Raw genomic sequence first — 19129 nt, forward strand, 5'->3', positions numbered from 1 at the left:
TCTATGCCTATTAGGGGGCGAAAATGCGGACTCGTTTCTCCAAGTTGCTTGCCGCAAGTTCAATCATTCCGATTTGTGCGCTAGCAGGGTGCACAACAAATACCACCTCCGAACCCATCGAATTTTTACATACGCTGCCAGACGGACAGAACATGGTAAGCGTTTCCCAGATGGTGCAAAAGTGGAACAAGGAGCACCCAGCTTCGCAGGTCAAGGCCGAAAAATTCGATGCGGGCCTAGACGAACTGATCAAGAAGCTCGAGCTGGATGTAAAGGCAGGCACCGCCCCCTGCCTGGCAATGATGGGCTACAACGAGATCCCCGGTGTTTATACGAAATCACTGGTGCAAGACGTTACCGCCCAGGTAAAGCAATATCAGAAGAACTATTCGCCCTCGGCAGTGTCAATGACCGGGGTGGACGGCAAGTACTTTGGGCTCCCCACTGATACGGGCCCACTGGTGTATTTCTACAACAGGTCGGCTTTTGCGCGGTTAGGAATTGACCCGCCGCAGAATATTGCAGACTTTCGGAAGATAGGAAAAATAGCAGCCGAAAGTGGAAAATATGTAGCCGACTTTGAGCCTGACGAATCCCCATACTGGTTCTCCGCTCAGGCCATGGCCGCCGGAGACAAGTGGTACCAGATCGAGTCCGGCAAGTGGAAAGTGGGCGTGGATGGGCCAGGAGCGAAGAGGGTCGCCAGCCTTTGGCAGGGTCTCTTTGCAGACGGCGCTGCTCTGAAACTGCCCCGGTGGGATGACACCTTCAAGAAGGCACTGCAACAGGGAAAACTGATCGGTACCATCGGAGGAGCCTGGGAGGCCCCGCTGCTGGCCGCAGACATGCAGGAGACAACCGACAAGTGGGGGATTGCCCCGCTGCCCGATCTGGGGGCGGGCAAGCAGACGGCTCCTGACGGCGGCTCTGCCGTAGTAGTCATGAAGGGGTGCAAGGCCCCGGACAAGGCCGTCGAATTTGCAAACTGGTTCAACACCAACGTGGACGACCTAGCCTCGCAGGGGCTGGTGGTAGCCGCGAAGGATACCCCGAAGAGCGATGCGAAAGTATCGCAGTTCTACGGCGGGCAGAATGTAGTAGCGGCCGCTAAAGAAGCTGAAGACGCAATGGTGCAAGATGCCTACTTTATTCCCGGTTATGACACGGTAGCCGAGGCAATCAAACGCAGTGCCGGCGAAGTGGCCGACGGTACTGCTCCTGTCGGCGAGCTATTCTCGGTGGCACAAGCTGAATCAGTGCTGGTGCTGAAAGACTTGAAACTTCCGGTAGCGGAAAGATAAAAATTTGGGGCGGTTAGCGCGTAGCTAACCGCCCCAGAACTTTGCACGCTTACTTGATCGAGCCAGCCGTGAGACCGCCGATTAGGCGCTTTTCAACCACCGCAAACAGAATCACCACCGGAATGATGGCAACCACGGAAACCCCGAAGACGTACTGCCAACTGGTCTCGTACTGCCCCACGAACTTGGTGAGCGCGACCGACAGTGGTTGCTTGTCCGGCGAGGACAGCACTACCAGGGAGGCGGCGAATTCGTTCCAGGCGGCAACGAACGTGAAGATCACCGCAGTCACGATTCCTGGCCAAACGAGCGGCAAATTGATGCGGAATAGGACGGTCAGAAGCCCGGCCCCGTCAATTTGTGCGGCCTCGTCGACCTCGGCAGGTACGGAGGCAAAGAAGGAATGCATAATCCACGTTGCGAAGGCCAAGTTGAAGGCCGAATTGATAAGGATCATTGCCAGTAGCGTGTCGTTGAGGGACAGCATCTGGAATTCCCGGAAGAGCCCAGCAACTACCAGCGCCGGGGGACACATTTGCGTAAGCAACACCAGGAAGAGGAAGGCACCGCGCCCAGGGAACCGGAATCTGGCAGTGTAATAGGCTGCCGGCATCGCCACGATCACCACGATCAGGGTGGCCACTGCGGCAATGATCAGAGTAGACAGCAGGTTCTGCCCTACCGGCGTTTCAGGCGTGGACCACATGGTCAGGTAATTGTCGAAATGCCAGTTTTGGGGTAGGTACGTGGGCGGGATTGACAGCACTTCTGCCCGCGACTTGAGCGAGCCGAGCACCATTACCAAATATGGCAACACGAAGAGGACGATCAGCACTATGCCCGCTGCAACGCGCAGGCCGGTGTGCGGGTGTGCTCCCGGGGCCGACGGTTCGCTGTGCCGTTTCCACCAGTTTTTGAGCATCAGTCTTCAACCCCCCTCATTGGTTTCGCAAGAGCCAGATAGATCCCTATGATGACGATCATCAGGACCAAATTCAGTACCGAAAGGGCACTGGCCCAGTCGACGTGGCCGCGAGCGCGGATGTATTTGAACAGCAGTGTGGTCGTGGTGTCGGCGCTGTTGCCGGGGATGGCGCCGGTCATAACCTGCAGGATTGGGATGTTGTTGAACACGTTGATGATGTTGATGGTGGTGGCGGTTGCCAGTGCTGGTTTCAGCTGCGGCAGGATGATCGAAAAGTAGGTGCGCACCTTGGAGGCGCCGTCTACGCGGGCGGCTTCTAGCACGTCATTGGTGATGGCTTGGTGGCCGGCCAGCAGCGTGTAAGTAGTGAACGGAAGTGAAACAAATACTGCTACTGCGATTGCCACTAGGAAAGCGGGAATGGGTTGGGAAGTGATTCCTAGGTCGGTTCTGGAAGTCAGTCCGATGTCTTTTAGGAATTGCTGTGCCAACCCTAGTTTTGGTTGCAGGGAGTAGTAGACCACGGTGGTGGTCATTACTACCGAGGCAGCCCAGGGGATGATGACTGCCAGGCGCACTAGGCGGCGGCCTGGGAAAGCTTTGTTTAGGAAGTTGGCCAGTGCTAGTGAAAGGACGATGGTGATCACTACGACGGCGATTACCCAGATGGCGGTATTGGCCAGGACGCGGGGAAGAGCCGGGTCCGAGAGCACCTTGGTGTAGTTGTCCAGTCCCACAAATCCTTTGTCACGGCCGATGCGCGATATTTTGCGGGTGGAATTGAAGATCATCAGTCCCATTGGGTAGGCAACGATGGCTGCGATTAGGACGAGGACGGGCGCGAGCCAGGGGAGTGCTCTGAGCGCCGCGGAGGTCTTATTTTTGTTATTTTTCATGGGGGTGGAGTGGGGGTGGTTTCCCACCCCCACCGTTTTAGTCTTGTTCGGATTCGGATTGGATTTGTTTTAGTACCGTGGCTGGATCTTCTGTGGCGATCTTGCCAATGTTGGATTGGATCGAGCCCTGCACGGATTGCCACTTTGGGTTGGTGAAGGGGTAGAACTTCGCCTTGGGGAGCAGCGGAATGAATTCCTTGGTGGTGGGGTCGTCCTTCATGGCCTCACCAGCGCTCTTGGTGATCGGGATGAAGCCTAGGGTTCCTACGAACTTGGGGTAGGCAGCATCTGAGTAGAAGTAGTCGAAGAACTTCTTGATCGCTTCCTGCTTGTCGGCGCCGTTGTCGAAGGCCATCAGGTGGTCGGCAACGCCCAGGGTTACTTCTGAGCCGTCTTTGGTGGGTATTGGGGCGATCTTGTAGTTCAGCTTGGGGTTCTGTTCTTCGATCAGCTTCTTGTATTGGGGTAGTCCGACTACCATGCCGAGCTTGCCTTGGAAGAATGTTTTTCCGAGCGGGGTGCGTTGGGCGGAACCGGGGTTAGCTTCAGTGGCGCCCTCTTTGATCAGCTTCTGCATGAAATTGGCGGCCTCAACGTTGGCCTTCTGGTCTACCGTGATCTTGTTTTCGTCACCGTAGCCGCCGCCTGCGCCGAAGAACCAGATTGCAGCCTCAGCCTGGGCCTCCTCGTTACCGAGCGGCATTCCGTAACCGTCTACACCATCTTTGCCTAGGGCTTTGATTGCTTTGGCGTCCTTTTCTAGCTCAGCCCAGGTCTTTGGTGGGGCGGTGATGCCGGCCTCTTTGAATAGGTCTTCGTTGTAGAAGAGGGCGCGGGCCGAAGCGAATAGGGGTAGCCCGTACTGGGTGCCCTCCATGGAGGCATTCTTCCTGAAGGAGTCCTGGATGTTATCCAGGGTCTTCTTCGAGGCAACGTCCTCGGCACTGTAGAGCAGGTCGTCGGCGGCAAAATCAGTGAACGAGTCGATGTTCAAAATGTCGGGTGCTTTGTCCGCTTGAATGTTCTGGCGCACCACGTCATTGATGTTCTCCCACGATTCAACCTGCAGGTCGATGTTGATGTCTGGGTTTTCTTTCTTGAAACCGTCGATAACCTCGCCCCACAATTCCTTCACATTGTCGGTGTAGGCGGGCACCAGCATCTTTAGGGTGGTACCTGAATCTGAGGAAGCGGAATCATCTTTGCTTTGCCCACAACCGGCAAGGGTGAGGGCGGTAACTCCGGCGACACCTGCCGCCAGTAATCGCGTCGTTGCGTTGCGCATATGTATCCCTAACTGTTTTTATGCACCTCTGCGTGCACCGTTAAAGTATGCGCAATTGGATGGGCCGGGAAGGCCAATAACTGGCATTATTAGAAGATTCTAATGAACCACCTGCGGTTTTACTGCCAGTTATCGGCCAACTGTTCCATCCTTATGAGCGATATAGCTGCAGGAGGCGTTCGACCTCTGCGCGCACCTGCTCATCTGCCGGCCCCAAATACTTGCGAGGGTCGACCAGCTGTTCGTCCTCCTTCAAAGCCGCCCGCACCTGCTGGGTGCAGACCACATTCAGGTGGGTAGAGACATTGATCTTGGTCATTCCGGCCCTGATTGCCGCTACCATGCCGTCGTCAGGAACCCCCGAAGACCCGTGCAGCACAAGGGGAACAGGCACTGCTTGGCGGATCCGTTCGATCAGGGAATTGTCTAACACCGCTTCGCGAGTTGCCATGGCGTGCGAAGAACCCACCGCCACCGCCAGTAGATCCACGCCGGTATCCGCTACGAACTGGGCCGCATCTTCGGGAGCAGTGCGGGCCTTCGGATCGTGCACGCCGTTCTTGCCCCCGACCTCACCTAGCTCGGCCTCGACGGACACGCCGTTCTGGTGCGCGTAAGCGACGATCTGCGCGGTAGCTTCGCGGTTTTCCGCATCCGGCAGCTTGGAGCCGTCGTACATGACCGAGGAATAGCCCAGGTCAATGGCGCGGCGGCACAGTTGCGGATCTTCCGCATGGTCTAGATGCACCCCCACCGGCACTTTTGCCTCTTTCGCGAGGGCGAGCAGTGCTGAAGATAGGGGCGCGAACCTGCCGTGCCATTTCACGGCATTTTGCGACAGCTGCAAGATCACCGGCAGCCCTACGTTTTCGGCGGCGCGGACGAACATTTCTGCGTGGTGCAGCAGCACCACATTGAAAGCGCCCAAGCCCTGCTTGTTTGCTGCTGCCTGGCGAGCCAGGGCAGCGGTGTCGGATAGGGGCATTATTCCTCCAAAAGTTTTTGGTAAAGCGCCGGGTCGAAAGCACCGGCCGTAGGGGCGGCTACCGTAGCCGCCGCCAATGCGCTGGCCTTCCTTAGCCAGCAAGAAAGTTCGTCTTTGGATTGTGGGAGCTGGCCGGCCTCCTCCATCTGCGAGGCCAGCGAGGCAACTAAAGAATCGCCAGCACCGGTCGGGTTGCCGTGCACCCGCGTGGCGGGCGGCTGGCTGACCTGCATATGCGCGGTAAAAGCAGCCACGCCCTTGGCGCCCAAAGAACACACCACCATCTGGGCCCCCAGTTGCAAAAGCCGGGCCGCCCCCGCGGCCACTTCGCCCGCGCCGGTCGCCGCCGCCAGTTCTGCCTCGTTAGGTTTCAGAAGGTCCGCGCCCGCGTTCGCGGCCTCCAGTAGCAGCGGGCCGGAAGTATCTACAACCACCAGGCTTCCGCCCTCCTTGGCAGCCTCAACTAGCATCCGCAACACTCCCGCGGGGGTGTGGGGTGGAAAGGAGCCGCAGATAGTTACAACTTGGGCGCCCTCGTCCCGCAGCTGGCAAGCCAAGGTCTGCCACAGCGAATCGGGCTGGTCCGCCCCCGCCTCGTTGAAGATCGTGGCGTCACCGTCAGAAGTGATATTTACGGTCTGGCGGGTAGGGGCGGCAGAAGGCACAAACCGTTGCTCTACCGCATCATCTTGCAGCAGGCGGCGAATGCGGTTCCCGTTGGCTCCACCCAGCGGACCGGTAGTCGCGACCCGATGCCCAAGACGGGCTGCCACCCGTGCCACGTTGATTCCCTTGCCGCCAGCGGCAACTGTGGGCGCAACGCGGTAAGAAGACCCCACCTGCAGGTGCTCCACCCGGTAGGTAACGTCGAGGGCGGGATTAGCGGTAAGTGTCAGAATCATCTAATCCACCGCTGGGAAACTAATGGGCAGTGCGCGCCACTGCACGTAGGAATCGAACGAGCGCACTGCAGCCCCCAGAGCCTGACTGTAAGTACCCAAGGTGGCACTGCGCAGAGGAGCTTCGGGGAGCAGCGGCGAGTACGAGCGCAGCTGCTGTGCAATGGGATTGAGCAGCAGAGGACCAGCCCCAGCCATACCCCCACCCACGACTACGGGAATGGGACCAAGCAAATGAATGGCAGCGGCAATGGAGCGCGACAACTCGCCCAGACCAGAACTAATGATGTGCCGCGCCAATTCGTTGCCGCCGCGAGCCAGATCGAAGACCTCGCGCGCCCCCGCATCCTCTGCAATGAGGCGCGGATCCGCCCTCCACATGCGGCGTGCGAAAGCGGAGGCCGAACACACCTTTTCCAACGTGGTGTTCTGGCCGGGCCGATCCGGATCGGGCACCAGGTGTTGCCCGATCTCGCCAGACCACGGGTGGGCGGCCACGGGGTAGCCGTCGATGATCAAGGCTGCGGAAACGCCGGTACCCAGGGCAATGTAGAGGCTATCGGCCTCTGCCGCACCCCACCTGCTTTCCCCAAGAGCGCCCGAACGCACGTCATGCGCTAGCACTACGGGTACCTGCAGGGCAGTGGCGAGGGCGTCGCGCAGCGGGTAATCTTTCCACCCCAAATTGACGGAGTAGACCCCCACCCCGTGTTCCTCGTCAACAATGCCCGGTACTGCCACCGTTACGGTGGGTACCAACTCGGTGACGCCCTCGAGCCCGCTACTTTCAGCGCGCATAGTGGCATACAGATCCGCGAGCGCGTCGATAATGTCCTCCACCTTGCCGGTGCGCGGAGTGGGGCGATTCCACCTGGCTGCGACCTCGCCGGTTTTGCTGGCAAGCACCGCCTTGATGTTGGTGCCGCCGACATCTATCCCGAAGGCGTGCATCAGTGTTGCCCTTCAGCAAGAATCACCGAACGGGTCAGGTTCCGAGGGGTGTCTGGGTTTAGGCCGCGATCCTCGGCGCGGGCGACCGCCAGTCGCTGCGCGAGCACCAGGTGTGCTAGCGGGTGCAGCTCGCTGGTAACCAGTTCTGCGCCGGTCTGGGCCACCTGCTCCGCCAGTCCGGCGGGGAGCTTCCCGAAGGCCCACACCAGCCTGCCGGGTTGGGCGATCGAAATGGGGCCGTGCCGGTACTCCATGGCCGGGTAGGATTCAGCCCAGGACTGCGAGGCTTCCCTGTTCTTCAGGGCTGCTTCGTTTGCTAGGCCAATGGTCCAGCCGGTACCCAGGAACGAGATCTGGTCTGCCTTTACCCATCGCTCGGGAATGTCTAGTTGCAGGGCCTTTTCGCAATCGGCGGCGGCCGCCTGTACGTCCTCGCCAAGAGTAGAGAGCAGCAATAGTAGGGCGGTGGTAGCAAAGCGGGTCTGTACCACCGATTCTTCGTCGGCAAAGGCAAGAGTAATTTCTTCGTCCGCGTAGTCGCTGCCCGGGCCGGGGGTGACCGCGGTGATCAGGACGTTCGGAACGTTCTGTTCGCGCGTCGCCCGCAGCAGATCGACGATTTCGGTAGTGGTACCGGAACGAGAGATGCAGATGACCTTCTGCCAGTCGCCCATGGGGAATTCGGTTGCGGTGTAGGCGAAAGTTGCCTCTCCCGTCTTTAGTTCGCGCATCCGGGCGTATGCCTGCGCCATGAACCATGAGGTGCCGCAGCCAACCACGGCGACGCGCCCCTTCTCAGTGACGAGGGCGGAGGCATCCACCTGCGTAGTTTTCCGCCAGGTTTCCGGCTGTGAATTGATTTCCTGACTGGTTAGCGACATTGCTGCACCTTTCTGATTGAATTTCGACTCAAGGCTAGGGTTTTCGGTCAAAATCGGTCAATGAGTCGGGCTTGTGACGGTGAAAAATAAGGGGTTTAGGCAGAAAAAATCATCGCGAAATAGGCTTCTGGGCTGGGCATATAAGCTTCGATCAGCAAAAGTGAGCAAAATTTCTTGCACAGCTTGAGCGAATGTGACAAGATTTTGCTTGTCCCGGCTAGCAAAGGAGTGGCAGTGGGCAGACAAGACCGACAGTCAAAAATTGTCGACTTAGTGATCGAGCGTGGAAGTGTGCACGTAGACGATATTGTCGCCGCCCTCGGAGTATCTCCAGCTACGGTTCGCCGCGATCTAGATGCCCTGAGCGAGCAGCAACTTATCACCAGGGTACGAGGTGGTGCGAAGGCAAACGCGTCCTCGGGAGAATTGCCCATGCGCTACCGCACTTCGCGGGAATGGGACGAAAAGCAGGCCATTGCTCGGCGCGCGTGCCTGCTCGCAAAACCCGGCTCTGTTGTCTCGTTCAACGGCGGTACCACCACCACAGTGGCGGCCTACGAACTGGGCGTGCGCACGTCCTCGGAAAGAGCCTTTACCGAACGGCCGCTGACAGTGATCACTAACGCCGTAAACATTGCCAACGACCTGACTGTGCGCCCCAACGTGCAACTCGTGGTGATCGGTGGGGTGGCGCGCTCCCGCTCCTACGAACTTGTAGGGTCGCTGGCCAAGGCCGTATTGGAGCGCATCAAAGTGGGACTCTTGTTTTTAGGAGTCACCTCCCTCGATATACAATCAGGTGGCATTTACACAAACAACGAAGCCGAAGCTGTAGTGAATACGGCCTTGGTGGAAGTGGCTCAGAAAGTTGTAGTTTTGGCAGACCACACCAAATTCGGGCAAAGCGCCTTCGCTAACATCTGCTCTTTCGACAAGATCGACCAAGTTATTACCGACGGTGGTACCAGTGCCGATCAGATAGCCGCACTAACACGACACGGAATCGAGGTCACCGTAGCATGAGCACGCGCAAGGCAGTCATTATGGCTCGCGGACTCGGCACTCGCATGCGCGCCGACGACGGCACGAAACTAGAAGACTCCCAGGTAGGGGCCGCATCCGCCGGCACCAAGGGGCTGATCGACGTGGGCCGTCCCTTTTTGGACTACGTTATTTCCGCCCTCGTGAAGGCCGGTATCAAGGAAGTTTGCCTGGTAATAGGGCCAGAACAGCAAGCGTTCCGCGACTACTACGATTCGCTGGCTACCAAGAAGGTCACCATCTCTTACGCCGTACAAGAGAAGCCGCTAGGCACTGCCGACGCGGTGGCCGCCGCCAAAGATTTTCTTACCGAGGGCGCATTGGTGCTCAACTCGGACAACTACTATCCGGTCGGCGCGCTCAAGGCACTGGCGCAAACCGATGGTACTGCCACTGTTGGCTTTGACCGCGACGGGCTAGTAGCTAACTCCAACATTCCTGCCGACCGCATTGCGGCCTTCGCCATCATGGCAACCGAGGACGGCCATCTTCGCGACATCGTGGAAAAGCCGACTGCGCAGCAGCTGCAAGAATTGCCCGGAGCTCCCGTGTCAATGAACTGCTGGCGGTTCACCCCGCAAGTCATTACTGCCTGCGCCAATATTTCGCCCTCGCCCCGCGGGGAATACGAGGTAGTGGATGCGGTTAGATATTTGATTGAGCAGGGCGAACAGGTGACGGTAGTGCCTTCTAAAGAGGGCGTGCTGGACATGTCTTCGCGCCGCGACATTGCGGCGGTCAAAGAAGCCTTGGCAGATGTGTCGGTGAGTCTGTAAATCATGGATCCGGTCCTCTATCCCACAGGCCCCATCACCGGGGCAATCAACATTGCCGCAAAGGTATCTACCCCCGACGCGTTGCCGGGGCCTGTAAACGAAGTGTCCTGGTTTGTGCCCGGGCGTATTGAAGTGCTGGGCAAGCACACGGACTATGCGGGTGGCCGGTCACTGCTTGCGGCAGTAGACCGCGGGATTACGTTTACCGCCAGGCGCATCGACGAGCCGGTGGTGCGCGTGTATTCGTCGGCAGTTGGCGAAAGCGTAGACATTCAGATCAGCGGGGATAGGCCGCCACTGCCGCCGGGGCATTGGGCCGCCTACCCCGAAGCGGTAGTGACCCGCCTAGAAGCAAACTTTCCCGGCTACGTGGTGGGGGCACAAATAGATGTGGACTCCACCCTGCCGTTGGCATCGGGCATGTCTTCTTCCTCGGCAATGGTCATCGGCATCTCCCGCTGCCTCATTGACCTGGGCGGTATTGCTTCGCTGGCGCTCTTCCGCCGGCACATTCGCGACTACGAATCGTTGGCGGGCTACATGGCTTGCATCGAGAACGGAATGACTTTCGGGGATCTAAAAGGCAGACGCGGGGTAGGAACCTTTGGCGGCAGCGAAGACCACACCGCCATGCTGTGCTGCGAACAGGGCAAACTAGCGGAATACTCCTTCTCGCCGGTGCGGCGCCGGGCATTGGTACCCGTGCCCGAAGGGTATGCCTTCGTGGTGGCAGTGTCCGGGGTGCTGGCCGAAAAGACCGGTGCTGCCCGCGACGCTTACAACCGGGTGTCTCTGGCGGTGCGCGAAATTGTGGGGTTGTGGAATTCAGATACCGGCCGTACCGATACCTCGTTGGCCGAGGCAATCGCCTCCTCTGAGCATGCCTTAGACCGCATGCGGGAACTGGTAGGCGAAGACAACTATTTGCGTCGCCGGCTGGACCAGTTCTACGCGGAATCCGAAGAAATTGTGCCGCTGGCGGCCGACGCGCTAGCAGGCGGTCACTTGAAAGATTTTGGTGAACTGGTGGACCGTTCTCAGCAGTTGGCGCAGACAGGCCTAGAGAACCAGGTGCAGCAGACCGTTTTCCTAGCCCGCAGCGCCCGGCAGCTAGGCGCGCAGGCAGCCAGTGCATTCGGGGCTGGTTTCGGGGGCAGCGTCTGGGCCCTTGTCAGGCGCGAGAGTGCTGAAGAATTCGCCAGTAAATGGCTAAAGGAATACCTGCGGGTATTCCCGTATTTGAAAGACCGCGCTGCCACCCACGTGGCGGCGTTTGCCGGACGAGCATATAGAAGGAGCACCAATGGATAGTGGCCGCTTGACCCTACCTATCGAAGAGGGCATGGACAGCCAGATTCGTGAACTGGTAGCCCGCCTAAAACCGGATGCGGTGCGAAATTCTGACGGCACCGCCCTGCCCGCACTAGCGAAGGAGCTAGTCGACAAGGTGTATGCCACCTATTTCCCGTCTAGGGGCGACCACGGCTGGTCGCGGGCGCACCCAGATCAGCGCGTGCACCAGTATTTGATGAGCCGCCGCAAAGTAGCTGGCAGCAATGAAGCGCTCCAGATCGATGTGATGGAGGGGTATTTTGCCCAGCAGTTTGCGCCCGAACTAGAGTGCGACCTGGCTAAGTACTGGCAGGTCATAGACCGTACCACCGGCAGGGAAGTGCCTCCCAGCGGGTGGAGCGTAGCGCCGGCCCCCGCCCGCCCAATTGATCGGGAAGCGGAAGCGGCTAACTCCGGTCCAGAAGACGCAGAATCGGCCTCGGCAATCGTCACCATTGCCAGCCCCGAACTGCTCCACGAATACACGGTAAACTTCCTGGCCCGGCAGATTTGGGATTCGACCCAGATCTACAACTACCTGACCAACGACTGGGCAAGCGATCCCACCCGCAAGAAGGACAAGACTTACGATCCTGCCTACGCCCAGACCTGGCAGTTCATGCAGAAGGCCCTGAAGGAATGGTTGGATGAACACCCCGAAGTAGACGTGGTTCGCTTCACCACCTTCTTCTACCACTTCACCCTGGTCTTCGGTGAAGATGCCCGCGAGAAGTACGTAGACTGGTTCGGCTATTCTGCCGCGGTTTCCGTGCCCGCCCTGCAGGCGTTTGAAAAAGAAAAGGGCTATGCGCTGCGCCCTGAAGACTTTGTGGATGCCGGCTATTACAACTCGCCCTTCCGCCCTCCAAAAGCGCATTTCTTGGACTGGATTGACTTCGTCAGCAAGCAGGTGGCAGACAAGGCAAAGACCCTGGTGAAGACCACTCACGATGCCGGCAGGGAAGCCATGATGTTCCTGGGCGACAACTGGATTGGCACCGAGCCTTACGGGAAGTACTTCCCAGACATCGAATTGGATGCGGTAGTCGGGTCCGTTGGCAACGCCGCGACCTGCCGAATGATCAGTGACATTCCAGGCGTGCGCTACACGGAGGGACGGTTTTTGCCCTATTTCTTCCCAGATGTGTTCAACCCCGAGGGCGATCCGGTGGGCGAAGCCAACGAATCGTGGCTGAGCGCTCGCCGAGCCATCATTCGTAATCCCCTGGATCGCATGGGCTACGGCGGCTACCTCTCACTAGCCATGCAACACCCTGACTTCATCGACCGGGTGGAACAGATTGTTGCAGAATTCCGTTCCCTCCACTCGGTCACCGATGGGCAGCGCCCGCTGAACAGTCCTATCAAGGTGGGAATCGTCAACGCTTGGGGCGCTCTGCGCAGCTGGCAGACCCACATGGTGGCGCACGCCCTGCACTACCGCGAGGCCTACTCCTACGTGGGGGTTATTGAAGCGCTCGCGGGGCTACCTTTTGAGGTGCAGTTCCTCAGTTTCGCCGACGTTGTAGACGGGGCGCTAGAGGGCGTCGACGTGGTAATCAATGCCGGTTCTGCTGGTACTGCTTTCTCGGGTGGTCCGGCATGGGAGGATCCGAAGTTAGTGGTGGCTATGCGCGAGTTCGTGGCGCGCGGGGGCGGCTTCATCGGGGTAGGGGAACCTACTGCGTTGACCGCGGCAGCTGCCGGGCGTACGGGCGCTACTTTCGCCCTCTCCGATGTGCTGGGTGTTGACCGGGAACGCGATTGGTCCTTGTCCACTGACAAGTACCCCAGGCGGGCAGAGGATCACTTTATTACTGCCGATTTGTCTGCCCCCTTTGCTCCCGGCGAGGCAATAAATGGGGTATTCGCTACCACTGGTACCTCGTTAGCTCATACCGAGGGTGGGCTGATCCTAGCAGTCAACCAGTACTTTGCGGGACGCGCAGTCTACGCATCCGGGTTGGCCTATTCGATCCCTAATGCGCGCCTTCTACACCGCGCACTGTACTGGGCGGCTGGAGCCGAAGAGCAGTGGGCCTGCAGCGGCGTAAGCGATAACCCGGCCTTGGAAGTAGCGCATTATCCCAACGGCAAGGTGCTGGTCGCAAACATCAGCAATACTGATCAATCTGGCACATTTTCTACAGTGTCGAAAGAAGCTATAACTGTTCCATCTATGCAGGTCAAATGGGTTAAGTGAGGTTTTTGTGAGACATGTGCGAAACCGGAAGGGAGGGGCGGAAAAGATAAACTAGTTCCGCATATTCCCGCGTATTTTATTCACTTCAATGAAGAGGTTCATAATGAGGAATTTCCGTAAAGCCGGTGCGGGCATCGCTGTGCTCGCGCTTGCGTCCCTATCTCTGGCAGCGTGCTCTTCTGACGCTGACAAGACTAAGAAAGATACCGAGACTTCTAGTTCTTCCGATACTCAGATCCAGTTCATCCACCGCCTGCCCGATGGCGAGGGAATGACCAAGGTCGATGAAATTGTGAAGAAGTGGAACAAGGAAAACCCTGACAAGCAGGTCAAGGCCACCAAGTTCGATGGCAAGGCACAGGAACTGACTAAGAAGCTCGAGACCGACATCAAGGCTGATAACGGTCCGTGCTTGGCTCAGCTGGGCTACTCCGAGGTCCCGGAGATGTACACCAAGGGACTAGTTGAGGACGTTACGAAGCAGGCTGAAGCATACAAGGATAAGTTTGCTGCCGGCCCGTTCTCGCTAATGAGCGTCGACGGCAAGACTGTCGGACTGCCCCAGGATACTGGCCCGCTGGTCTACTACTACAACAAGGCAGAATTCGAAAAGCTTGGCATCGAAGCCCCGAAGAATCTGGATGATTTCAAGGCTGCTGCCAAGAAGGCTGCTGCTGCTGGCAAGTACATTGCCGACTTCCAGCCGGACGAATCCGCCTTCTGGCTGAGCGCTCAGGCTGCCGCCGCTGGAGACAGCTGGTACAAGGTGGAAAACAACAAGTGGGCAGTAAAGACTGACGGCGAGGGGTCGCAGAAGGTTGCCGCGTTCTGGCAGGACTTGCTAGACAGCAAGGCGGTGCTGACCGAAAATCGCTGGGATGACTCCTTCAAGAAGGCACTGGGCGACAAGAAGCTCATTGGCACCATCGGTGCTGCTTGGGAAGCTCCGCTACTGGTCGACGACATGGCTGGAACTGACAACGAGGGCGAATGGGCCGTTACCCAGTTGCCGGACTACGGTCAGGGAGTCAAGTCTGGCCCCGACGGTGGTTCTGGCGTAGCCGTGATGAAGGGCTGCAAGGCACCCGAGGCGGCAGTCGACTTTGCTGGCTGGTTCAACACTCAAATTGAACCGCTCGTGTCTCAGGGTCTAGTAGTGGCCGCCAAGGGCGATGCCAAGACTCCCGAGAAGATCTCCAAGTTCTACGGTGGCCAGGACGTTTTTGCCGAGCTATCTAAGGCCAACGAGGTAATGGCTCAGGACTTCGGTTACATGCCTGGCTTCAGCGGAGTCATGGAAGAAATGAACAAGACCGCAGCTAACACCGCTACTGGCGAGAAGAAGGTTGCTGACGTTTTCAAGACTGCACAGGATGCCTCCGTCAAGTCCTTGCAGGATCAGAAACTGCCGGTAGCTAACTAGCAACATTGATAAGGAATTGAACAAGTGAGTGCAGAAAAAGTCCGCGGCTCCTCTGCAATGCCTAAAGGGCTAGCTAACCGAGGTTCGCGCGCCAGAGAAAGACATGATGCAAGGACCGGGTGGGCGTTCATGGCGCCCTTCTGCCTCCTGTTCATCCTTGTATTCCTAATCCCCATTTGCGTCTCCATCTTCTCGTCCTTCTTCGCGCAAGAAGCGTCGGGAGGAGGCGCATTTGGGGGTGGGGAATCCGTATCTACCTTCGTTGGCCTCGCCAACTACAAGGCCGTCCTCGCCAATACAGAATTCTGGCGGGGGATGGGCAGGGTAATCCTGTACACCTTGTTCCAGGTGCCCGTGATGATCATCTTGGCGCTTATATTCGCGCTATTGCTGGATTCATTCCTAACAAAACACGTAACTATTTACCGGCTTGGCTATTTCTTGCCGTTTGCTATTCCCGGCATCGTAGCAGCAATGATCTGGCTGTACCTGTACACGCCGGAACTCTCGCCAATCGTTTCTGGGCTCTCCTCACTGGGCATCAACGTAAATTTCTTGTCCCGCAACGTCATCTTGGCTTCCATGGCAAACATGACCACGTGGACGTATACGGGCTACAACATGCTGATCTTCTTGGCGGCACTGCAAGCTATCCCCGCGGACCTTTCAGAGGCCGCCCGCATTGACGGAGCCACCGGGTTCCAGATCGTTACCCGCATCAAGATTCCACTGGTGCGCGGGGCAGCACTGCTGGCAGTGCTCCTGTCTATCATCGGTACGATTCAGCTGTTCAACGAGCCTTCCATCATGGCCACCTCCCAAACCTGGATGGGGAAGGCATACACGCCGATGATGATGGCTTACAACACCATGATGGGCAACCTCTCGCCCTCGGGCGATGGGCCGGCCTCGGCAGTATCCATTGTGATGGCGGTGTTCGCAGGCGCCCTCGCCATCGTGTACGCCCTAGTAGATAGGAAGACCGCAAAATGAGCACTCTGACTACCAAAAGCGGAATCAAATATCGGCCTTCGCTAGAGGGCGTGCCCGTCCGCTCGGTCGCGCCAAGTTCGGCGGCAAAGTGGATTACCACGGGGTTGTTGCTTCTCGCGCTGGTGTATTTCCTATTCCCCGTCTACTGGGTGATCATTGCTTCCTCGAAGTCGAACCCTGAACTGGTGGGTTCTTCGGGCGTCTGGTTCGCCTCGGGTTTTGACGGAATCGTGCAGGGGTTCGCCGACAACTACCGGCGGCTGATGAGCTGGACTCACGGCATGTTTTGGCGGTGGGTGCTGAACTCACTTGTGTATTCTACGGTAGCCGGCGTCATCGGCACCCTCATCTCGGTAATGGCAGGGTACGGCCTGGCCAAATTCCGCTTCCCCGGCAAGAACGTGGCTATGGGCGTCATTATGGGCGGGTTGCTGCTGCCAGTAGCGTTGCTGACCATTCCCATGTACATCGTGTTCCAGCACCTGGGACTCACCAACACTATGGCGGCCATTATTATCCCGTCGTGTGTAAGCCCCTTCGGGGTGTTCTTGGGCCGTGTTTACGCCCAGTCCTCGGTGCCTACTGAACTGATCGAGGCCGCCCGTATCGACGGCGCCTCCGAGGCGCGGATTTTCTTCACCATGGTACTTCGACTGCTAGCGCCAGCTATGGTCACCATATTCCTGTTCATTTTCGTGGCCACCTGGAATAACTTCCTGCTGCCTTTGATGATGGTTTCCTCGCAAGAGATCAAACCGGTCACCCTGGGTCTCTACGGCATGATGAGCTACTACAACCCCGAAAAGGGAGCCGTAATGATGGGCGCCCTCCTCGGGGTTGTACCACTGATTATTTTGTTCTTGGGACTGCAGAAGTACTGGCAGTCCGGCCTAGCGGCAGGCTCTGTGAAGGGTTAGTCCTCGCGCCTGCGCAAGAACATCAGCGTCCCTCCTACCAGAACTACAGCGGCGACAGTTGCCAAGGTGGCAGCAAGATTTACGCCGGTGTGGGAAAGGTGGGAGGGCACAGTTCTATTTGCGCCAGAGGCGGACTGGTGCTTTTGCGAAGAACCTTCCGCGGTGGGAGTTTCGGTGCCGGGTTTGTCAGTTGCCGGCTTGTCAGTTGCCGGCTTGTCAGTTGCCGGCTTGTCCGTGGTGGGGGCCGGTTTATCTGCGGAGCGGGCAGTCAGCCACTGCTCGGAGCTGAGCGCGTGGTCTACGATTCGGGTTTCCCCGATGTTGCCGTAAAAGCCGGTATTGAGCTTTCCGTCGTAAATTGACCCTCCAATGAGCCATGCCCCGGCGTTTACCGGGTTGAGGCCGTGCGCGCCGTTGGTTGCGCGCAGTGCCGGAGCGCCGTCGACGTACATGGTTACGGCGTCGATCTTAGGATCATCTACAACTGCAATGTGGTGCCATTGCCCCACGGGAATCTCGCAGGACCAGTTCGAGTGCCCAAGGGAGACGTCCTCGGCATCTGCAAAAGCCCACTGGACCTCTTTCAGGGACGAGATGGCGCCGGCTAGAGGAGGTTCTTCAATGTCGGAATCTTCGCCGAAATTCTTGATGTCAGAACGTTTCCCTTCGCGGGTAACAAACGCCATCCAGTGATTGGCTTCGGAATAGTTCTTGTCGATCTTGATGAATGTTTCGAACGTGTAGCCATCCTTCAGAGCAGCCTTGTTTAGCGGCGCATCCTTAGAGGTGGCGAAGTGGGCAAATTGGCCTTTGCCCTCCGGAGAGAACGCGAGCGAAGAATTTTCAGCCGAATCGGTGGGGGCATCCTGCGAAAGTGTGACGAGGTCGGCCGGGCCTGCTAGCGCCATGTCGTTGCCGTTTCCGCTCAGATCCTTTAGCGCCAGCTTTCCGTCTTGCTTGGCTGGCCGCCAGTGGGCAAGAGTCCCATCCACCTTCGGGTAGTCGGTGGAGGAGGTGGGGGCAGGCTTGGCAATGGTCTCGGCGGGGGTGAAGTTGGCATTTAGCCAGGACCGCAGCTTCGAGGTGGAGGAGGCGACACTGCCCTCGGGAGTGAACTCGGCTCCGAATGCTTCGAAACGTTTCTTGAAATCGATGGGGACGGTGTAGGTGGCTCCCACACTCTTGTCTATCGCGTGGTCGAATGGGGTTACCTGCTTTTGTGGCTTCTGCACCACCCAGGGGCTGAAGGAAGTGAGCGAGAGCTGATTGTGGGTGAAGTCGAATTCGAACATGGACATCTTGCCATTGCCGCCCTGGTAGGCGCCCTGGAAGTCGATCAGCTGCTCGAACACGTCCAGCCCAGCATCGTTCTTGAGCACGCGGTTGGTGGAGCCGTGGTGGTGACCGTTGATAGTCAGGAAGATTTGCGGGTGGTTACGAATAATCTTGTCCCACAGCTTGTCGCCAAAATCGGTAGCTAGGGGATTGCCTGCACTGTCGACGTTGATGATCTGGTGCGAGGTGAGCACCGTGGGAAGCTTCGGGTTCGCGTCAAGAATCTTTCCTGCCCACGCGATCTCGGCATCGTCCGCATGCCAGGGCAGGTTGACTGAGCCCATCTTGACCCCGGCCACGGTAAATTCGTGGAAATTGGATAGTCCCGAGGGCGAAGCCTCCTGGAAGGTAGAGGCTTTAGCCTGACGCGAGACCGGGAAATTCCTTTGGTAGCTAGAGAACAGGTCCGAGGGCTTTCCCTGCCATTGCGGGACACAGTTGTGGCAGTCGTGATTGCCGGGAATGATTGCGTACGGAACGCCCGCATCTTCGAGCTTCTTCTGGGACTTGGACGCCAGGTCCCACTGCCCGTCTACCGTCACCTGATCGACCACGTCCCCAAGGTGCTGGGTGATCGCCAGCTGGTAGTCTTTCTGGTGGTCGATGATCCACTGCATCTGGGAATCGTAGGGGTTGGGCAGGTCGGGGAAGTTCTTCGTGTACATGTCGTTCTGTCCCTCGCCGTAACGAGAGTAGAACTGGGTGTCAGGAACAACGGCGATTGAGCCGCGTGCGCCCTCGGACTTATCTAGGTCAACTCCGCCCGTTGCGGATGCCGGCGGTTCCGGGGTTGTATCGGCGCTGGCTGGAAGCGAGAAGCCTACTGCGCCCAAAGAAATGGCGGCTATACCCGCCAGAGTTTTGTGTAATAGTTTCACGCCGCCAAAGCTAGCGGCCTACTATTACCCGCAGTTGACGAATCGGTGAACGGCAGGTTTCCGGGCAGGTCTGCGTAGGCAATAGGAACTACCTGCAAGCTCGAAAGT

16 protein-coding genes are annotated in these 19129 nt (G+C 58.1%); 8 read left to right on the forward strand and 8 right to left on the reverse strand.

Features of this window, described 5'->3' with window-relative positions; translation table 11 throughout:
• The first annotated feature begins 23 nt into the window (after positions 1-23).
• Positions 24-1301, forward strand: coding sequence for an ABC transporter substrate-binding protein (locus AC1EKG_RS05800; protein WP_004806467.1), 1278 nt, complete (start codon positions 24-26; stop codon positions 1299-1301).
• A 49-nt stretch (positions 1302-1350) separates the two neighbouring features.
• Here AC1EKG_RS05800 and AC1EKG_RS05805 read toward each other — a convergent pair whose 3' ends face one another.
• The 7 genes from AC1EKG_RS05805 to AC1EKG_RS05835 form a co-directional block, all read right to left on the reverse strand.
• On the reverse strand, positions 1351-2223 hold the full coding sequence (locus AC1EKG_RS05805) for a carbohydrate ABC transporter permease (protein ID WP_004806465.1): 873 nt from the start codon (positions 2221-2223) through the stop codon (positions 1351-1353).
• A complete protein-coding gene (locus AC1EKG_RS05810; protein WP_040315086.1) occupies positions 2223-3122 on the reverse strand; it encodes a carbohydrate ABC transporter permease in 900 nt (299 codons plus the stop codon). Before AC1EKG_RS05810 ends, AC1EKG_RS05805 begins: the two co-directional genes overlap by 1 nt.
• A 37-nt stretch (positions 3123-3159) precedes the next feature.
• Entirely contained in the window at positions 3160-4407 is a 1248-nt protein-coding gene (locus AC1EKG_RS05815) for an extracellular solute-binding protein (protein WP_004806462.1), read from the reverse strand.
• A 151-nt stretch (positions 4408-4558) separates the two neighbouring features.
• Complete coding sequence (locus AC1EKG_RS05820) at positions 4559-5392, reverse strand: class II fructose-bisphosphate aldolase (protein WP_004806460.1); 834 nt, start codon at positions 5390-5392, stop codon at positions 4559-4561.
• The gene (locus AC1EKG_RS05825) at positions 5392-6294 is read right to left on the reverse strand and encodes a 1-phosphofructokinase family hexose kinase (RefSeq protein WP_004806457.1); all 903 of its coding nucleotides are present in this window, start codon (positions 6292-6294) and stop codon (positions 5392-5394) included. Before AC1EKG_RS05825 ends, AC1EKG_RS05820 begins: the two co-directional genes overlap by 1 nt.
• Positions 6295-7242, reverse strand: a complete 948-nt coding sequence (locus AC1EKG_RS05830) for an ROK family protein (RefSeq protein WP_004806455.1) — start codon at positions 7240-7242, stop codon at positions 6295-6297. It lies immediately after the preceding gene.
• The gene (locus AC1EKG_RS05835) at positions 7242-8123 is read right to left on the reverse strand and encodes an SIS domain-containing protein (protein ID WP_004806453.1); all 882 of its coding nucleotides are present in this window, start codon (positions 8121-8123) and stop codon (positions 7242-7244) included. Before AC1EKG_RS05835 ends, AC1EKG_RS05830 begins: the two co-directional genes overlap by 1 nt.
• Before the next feature lie 234 nt (positions 8124-8357).
• Here AC1EKG_RS05835 and AC1EKG_RS05840 point away from each other — a divergent pair, with 234 nt between their 5' ends.
• The 7 genes from AC1EKG_RS05840 to AC1EKG_RS05870 all read left to right on the forward strand — a co-directional run bounded on the left by AC1EKG_RS05840 (position 8358) and on the right by AC1EKG_RS05870 (position 16808).
• Complete coding sequence (locus AC1EKG_RS05840) at positions 8358-9146, forward strand: DeoR/GlpR family DNA-binding transcription regulator (protein WP_004806451.1); 789 nt, start codon at positions 8358-8360, stop codon at positions 9144-9146.
• Positions 9143-9940: a sugar phosphate nucleotidyltransferase gene (locus AC1EKG_RS05845; RefSeq protein ID WP_004806449.1), complete on the forward strand. Its 798-nt coding sequence runs from the start codon at positions 9143-9145 to the stop codon at positions 9938-9940. Before AC1EKG_RS05840 ends, AC1EKG_RS05845 begins: the two co-directional genes overlap by 4 nt.
• Positions 9941-9943: 3 nt before the next feature.
• Entirely contained in the window at positions 9944-11251 is a 1308-nt protein-coding gene (locus AC1EKG_RS05850; RefSeq protein WP_004806447.1) for a galactokinase family protein, read from the forward strand.
• Complete coding sequence (gene gnpA, locus AC1EKG_RS05855; protein WP_481067778.1) at positions 11244-13475, forward strand: 1,3-beta-galactosyl-N-acetylhexosamine phosphorylase; 2232 nt, start codon at positions 11244-11246, stop codon at positions 13473-13475. The genes AC1EKG_RS05850 and gnpA overlap by 8 nt, the downstream gene beginning before the upstream one ends.
• 103 nt (positions 13476-13578) lie before the next feature.
• Entirely contained in the window at positions 13579-14898 is a 1320-nt protein-coding gene (locus AC1EKG_RS05860; protein WP_004806442.1) for an ABC transporter substrate-binding protein, read from the forward strand.
• Between the two features lie 57 nt (positions 14899-14955).
• Entirely contained in the window at positions 14956-15891 is a 936-nt protein-coding gene (locus tag AC1EKG_RS05865; protein ID WP_040315171.1) for a carbohydrate ABC transporter permease, read from the forward strand.
• On the forward strand, positions 15888-16808 hold the full coding sequence (locus AC1EKG_RS05870; protein WP_004806437.1) for a carbohydrate ABC transporter permease: 921 nt from the start codon (positions 15888-15890) through the stop codon (positions 16806-16808). The genes AC1EKG_RS05865 and AC1EKG_RS05870 overlap by 4 nt, the downstream gene beginning before the upstream one ends.
• On the opposite strand, the gene AC1EKG_RS05875 is transcribed toward AC1EKG_RS05870, so the two are convergent.
• Complete coding sequence (locus AC1EKG_RS05875; protein WP_481067779.1) at positions 16805-19021, reverse strand: LamG-like jellyroll fold domain-containing protein; 2217 nt, start codon at positions 19019-19021, stop codon at positions 16805-16807. The genes AC1EKG_RS05870 and AC1EKG_RS05875 overlap by 4 nt on opposite strands.
• Positions 19022-19129: the final 108 nt, after the last annotated feature.

It is taken from the genome of Winkia sp. C0117E2, from assembly GCF_056590455.1.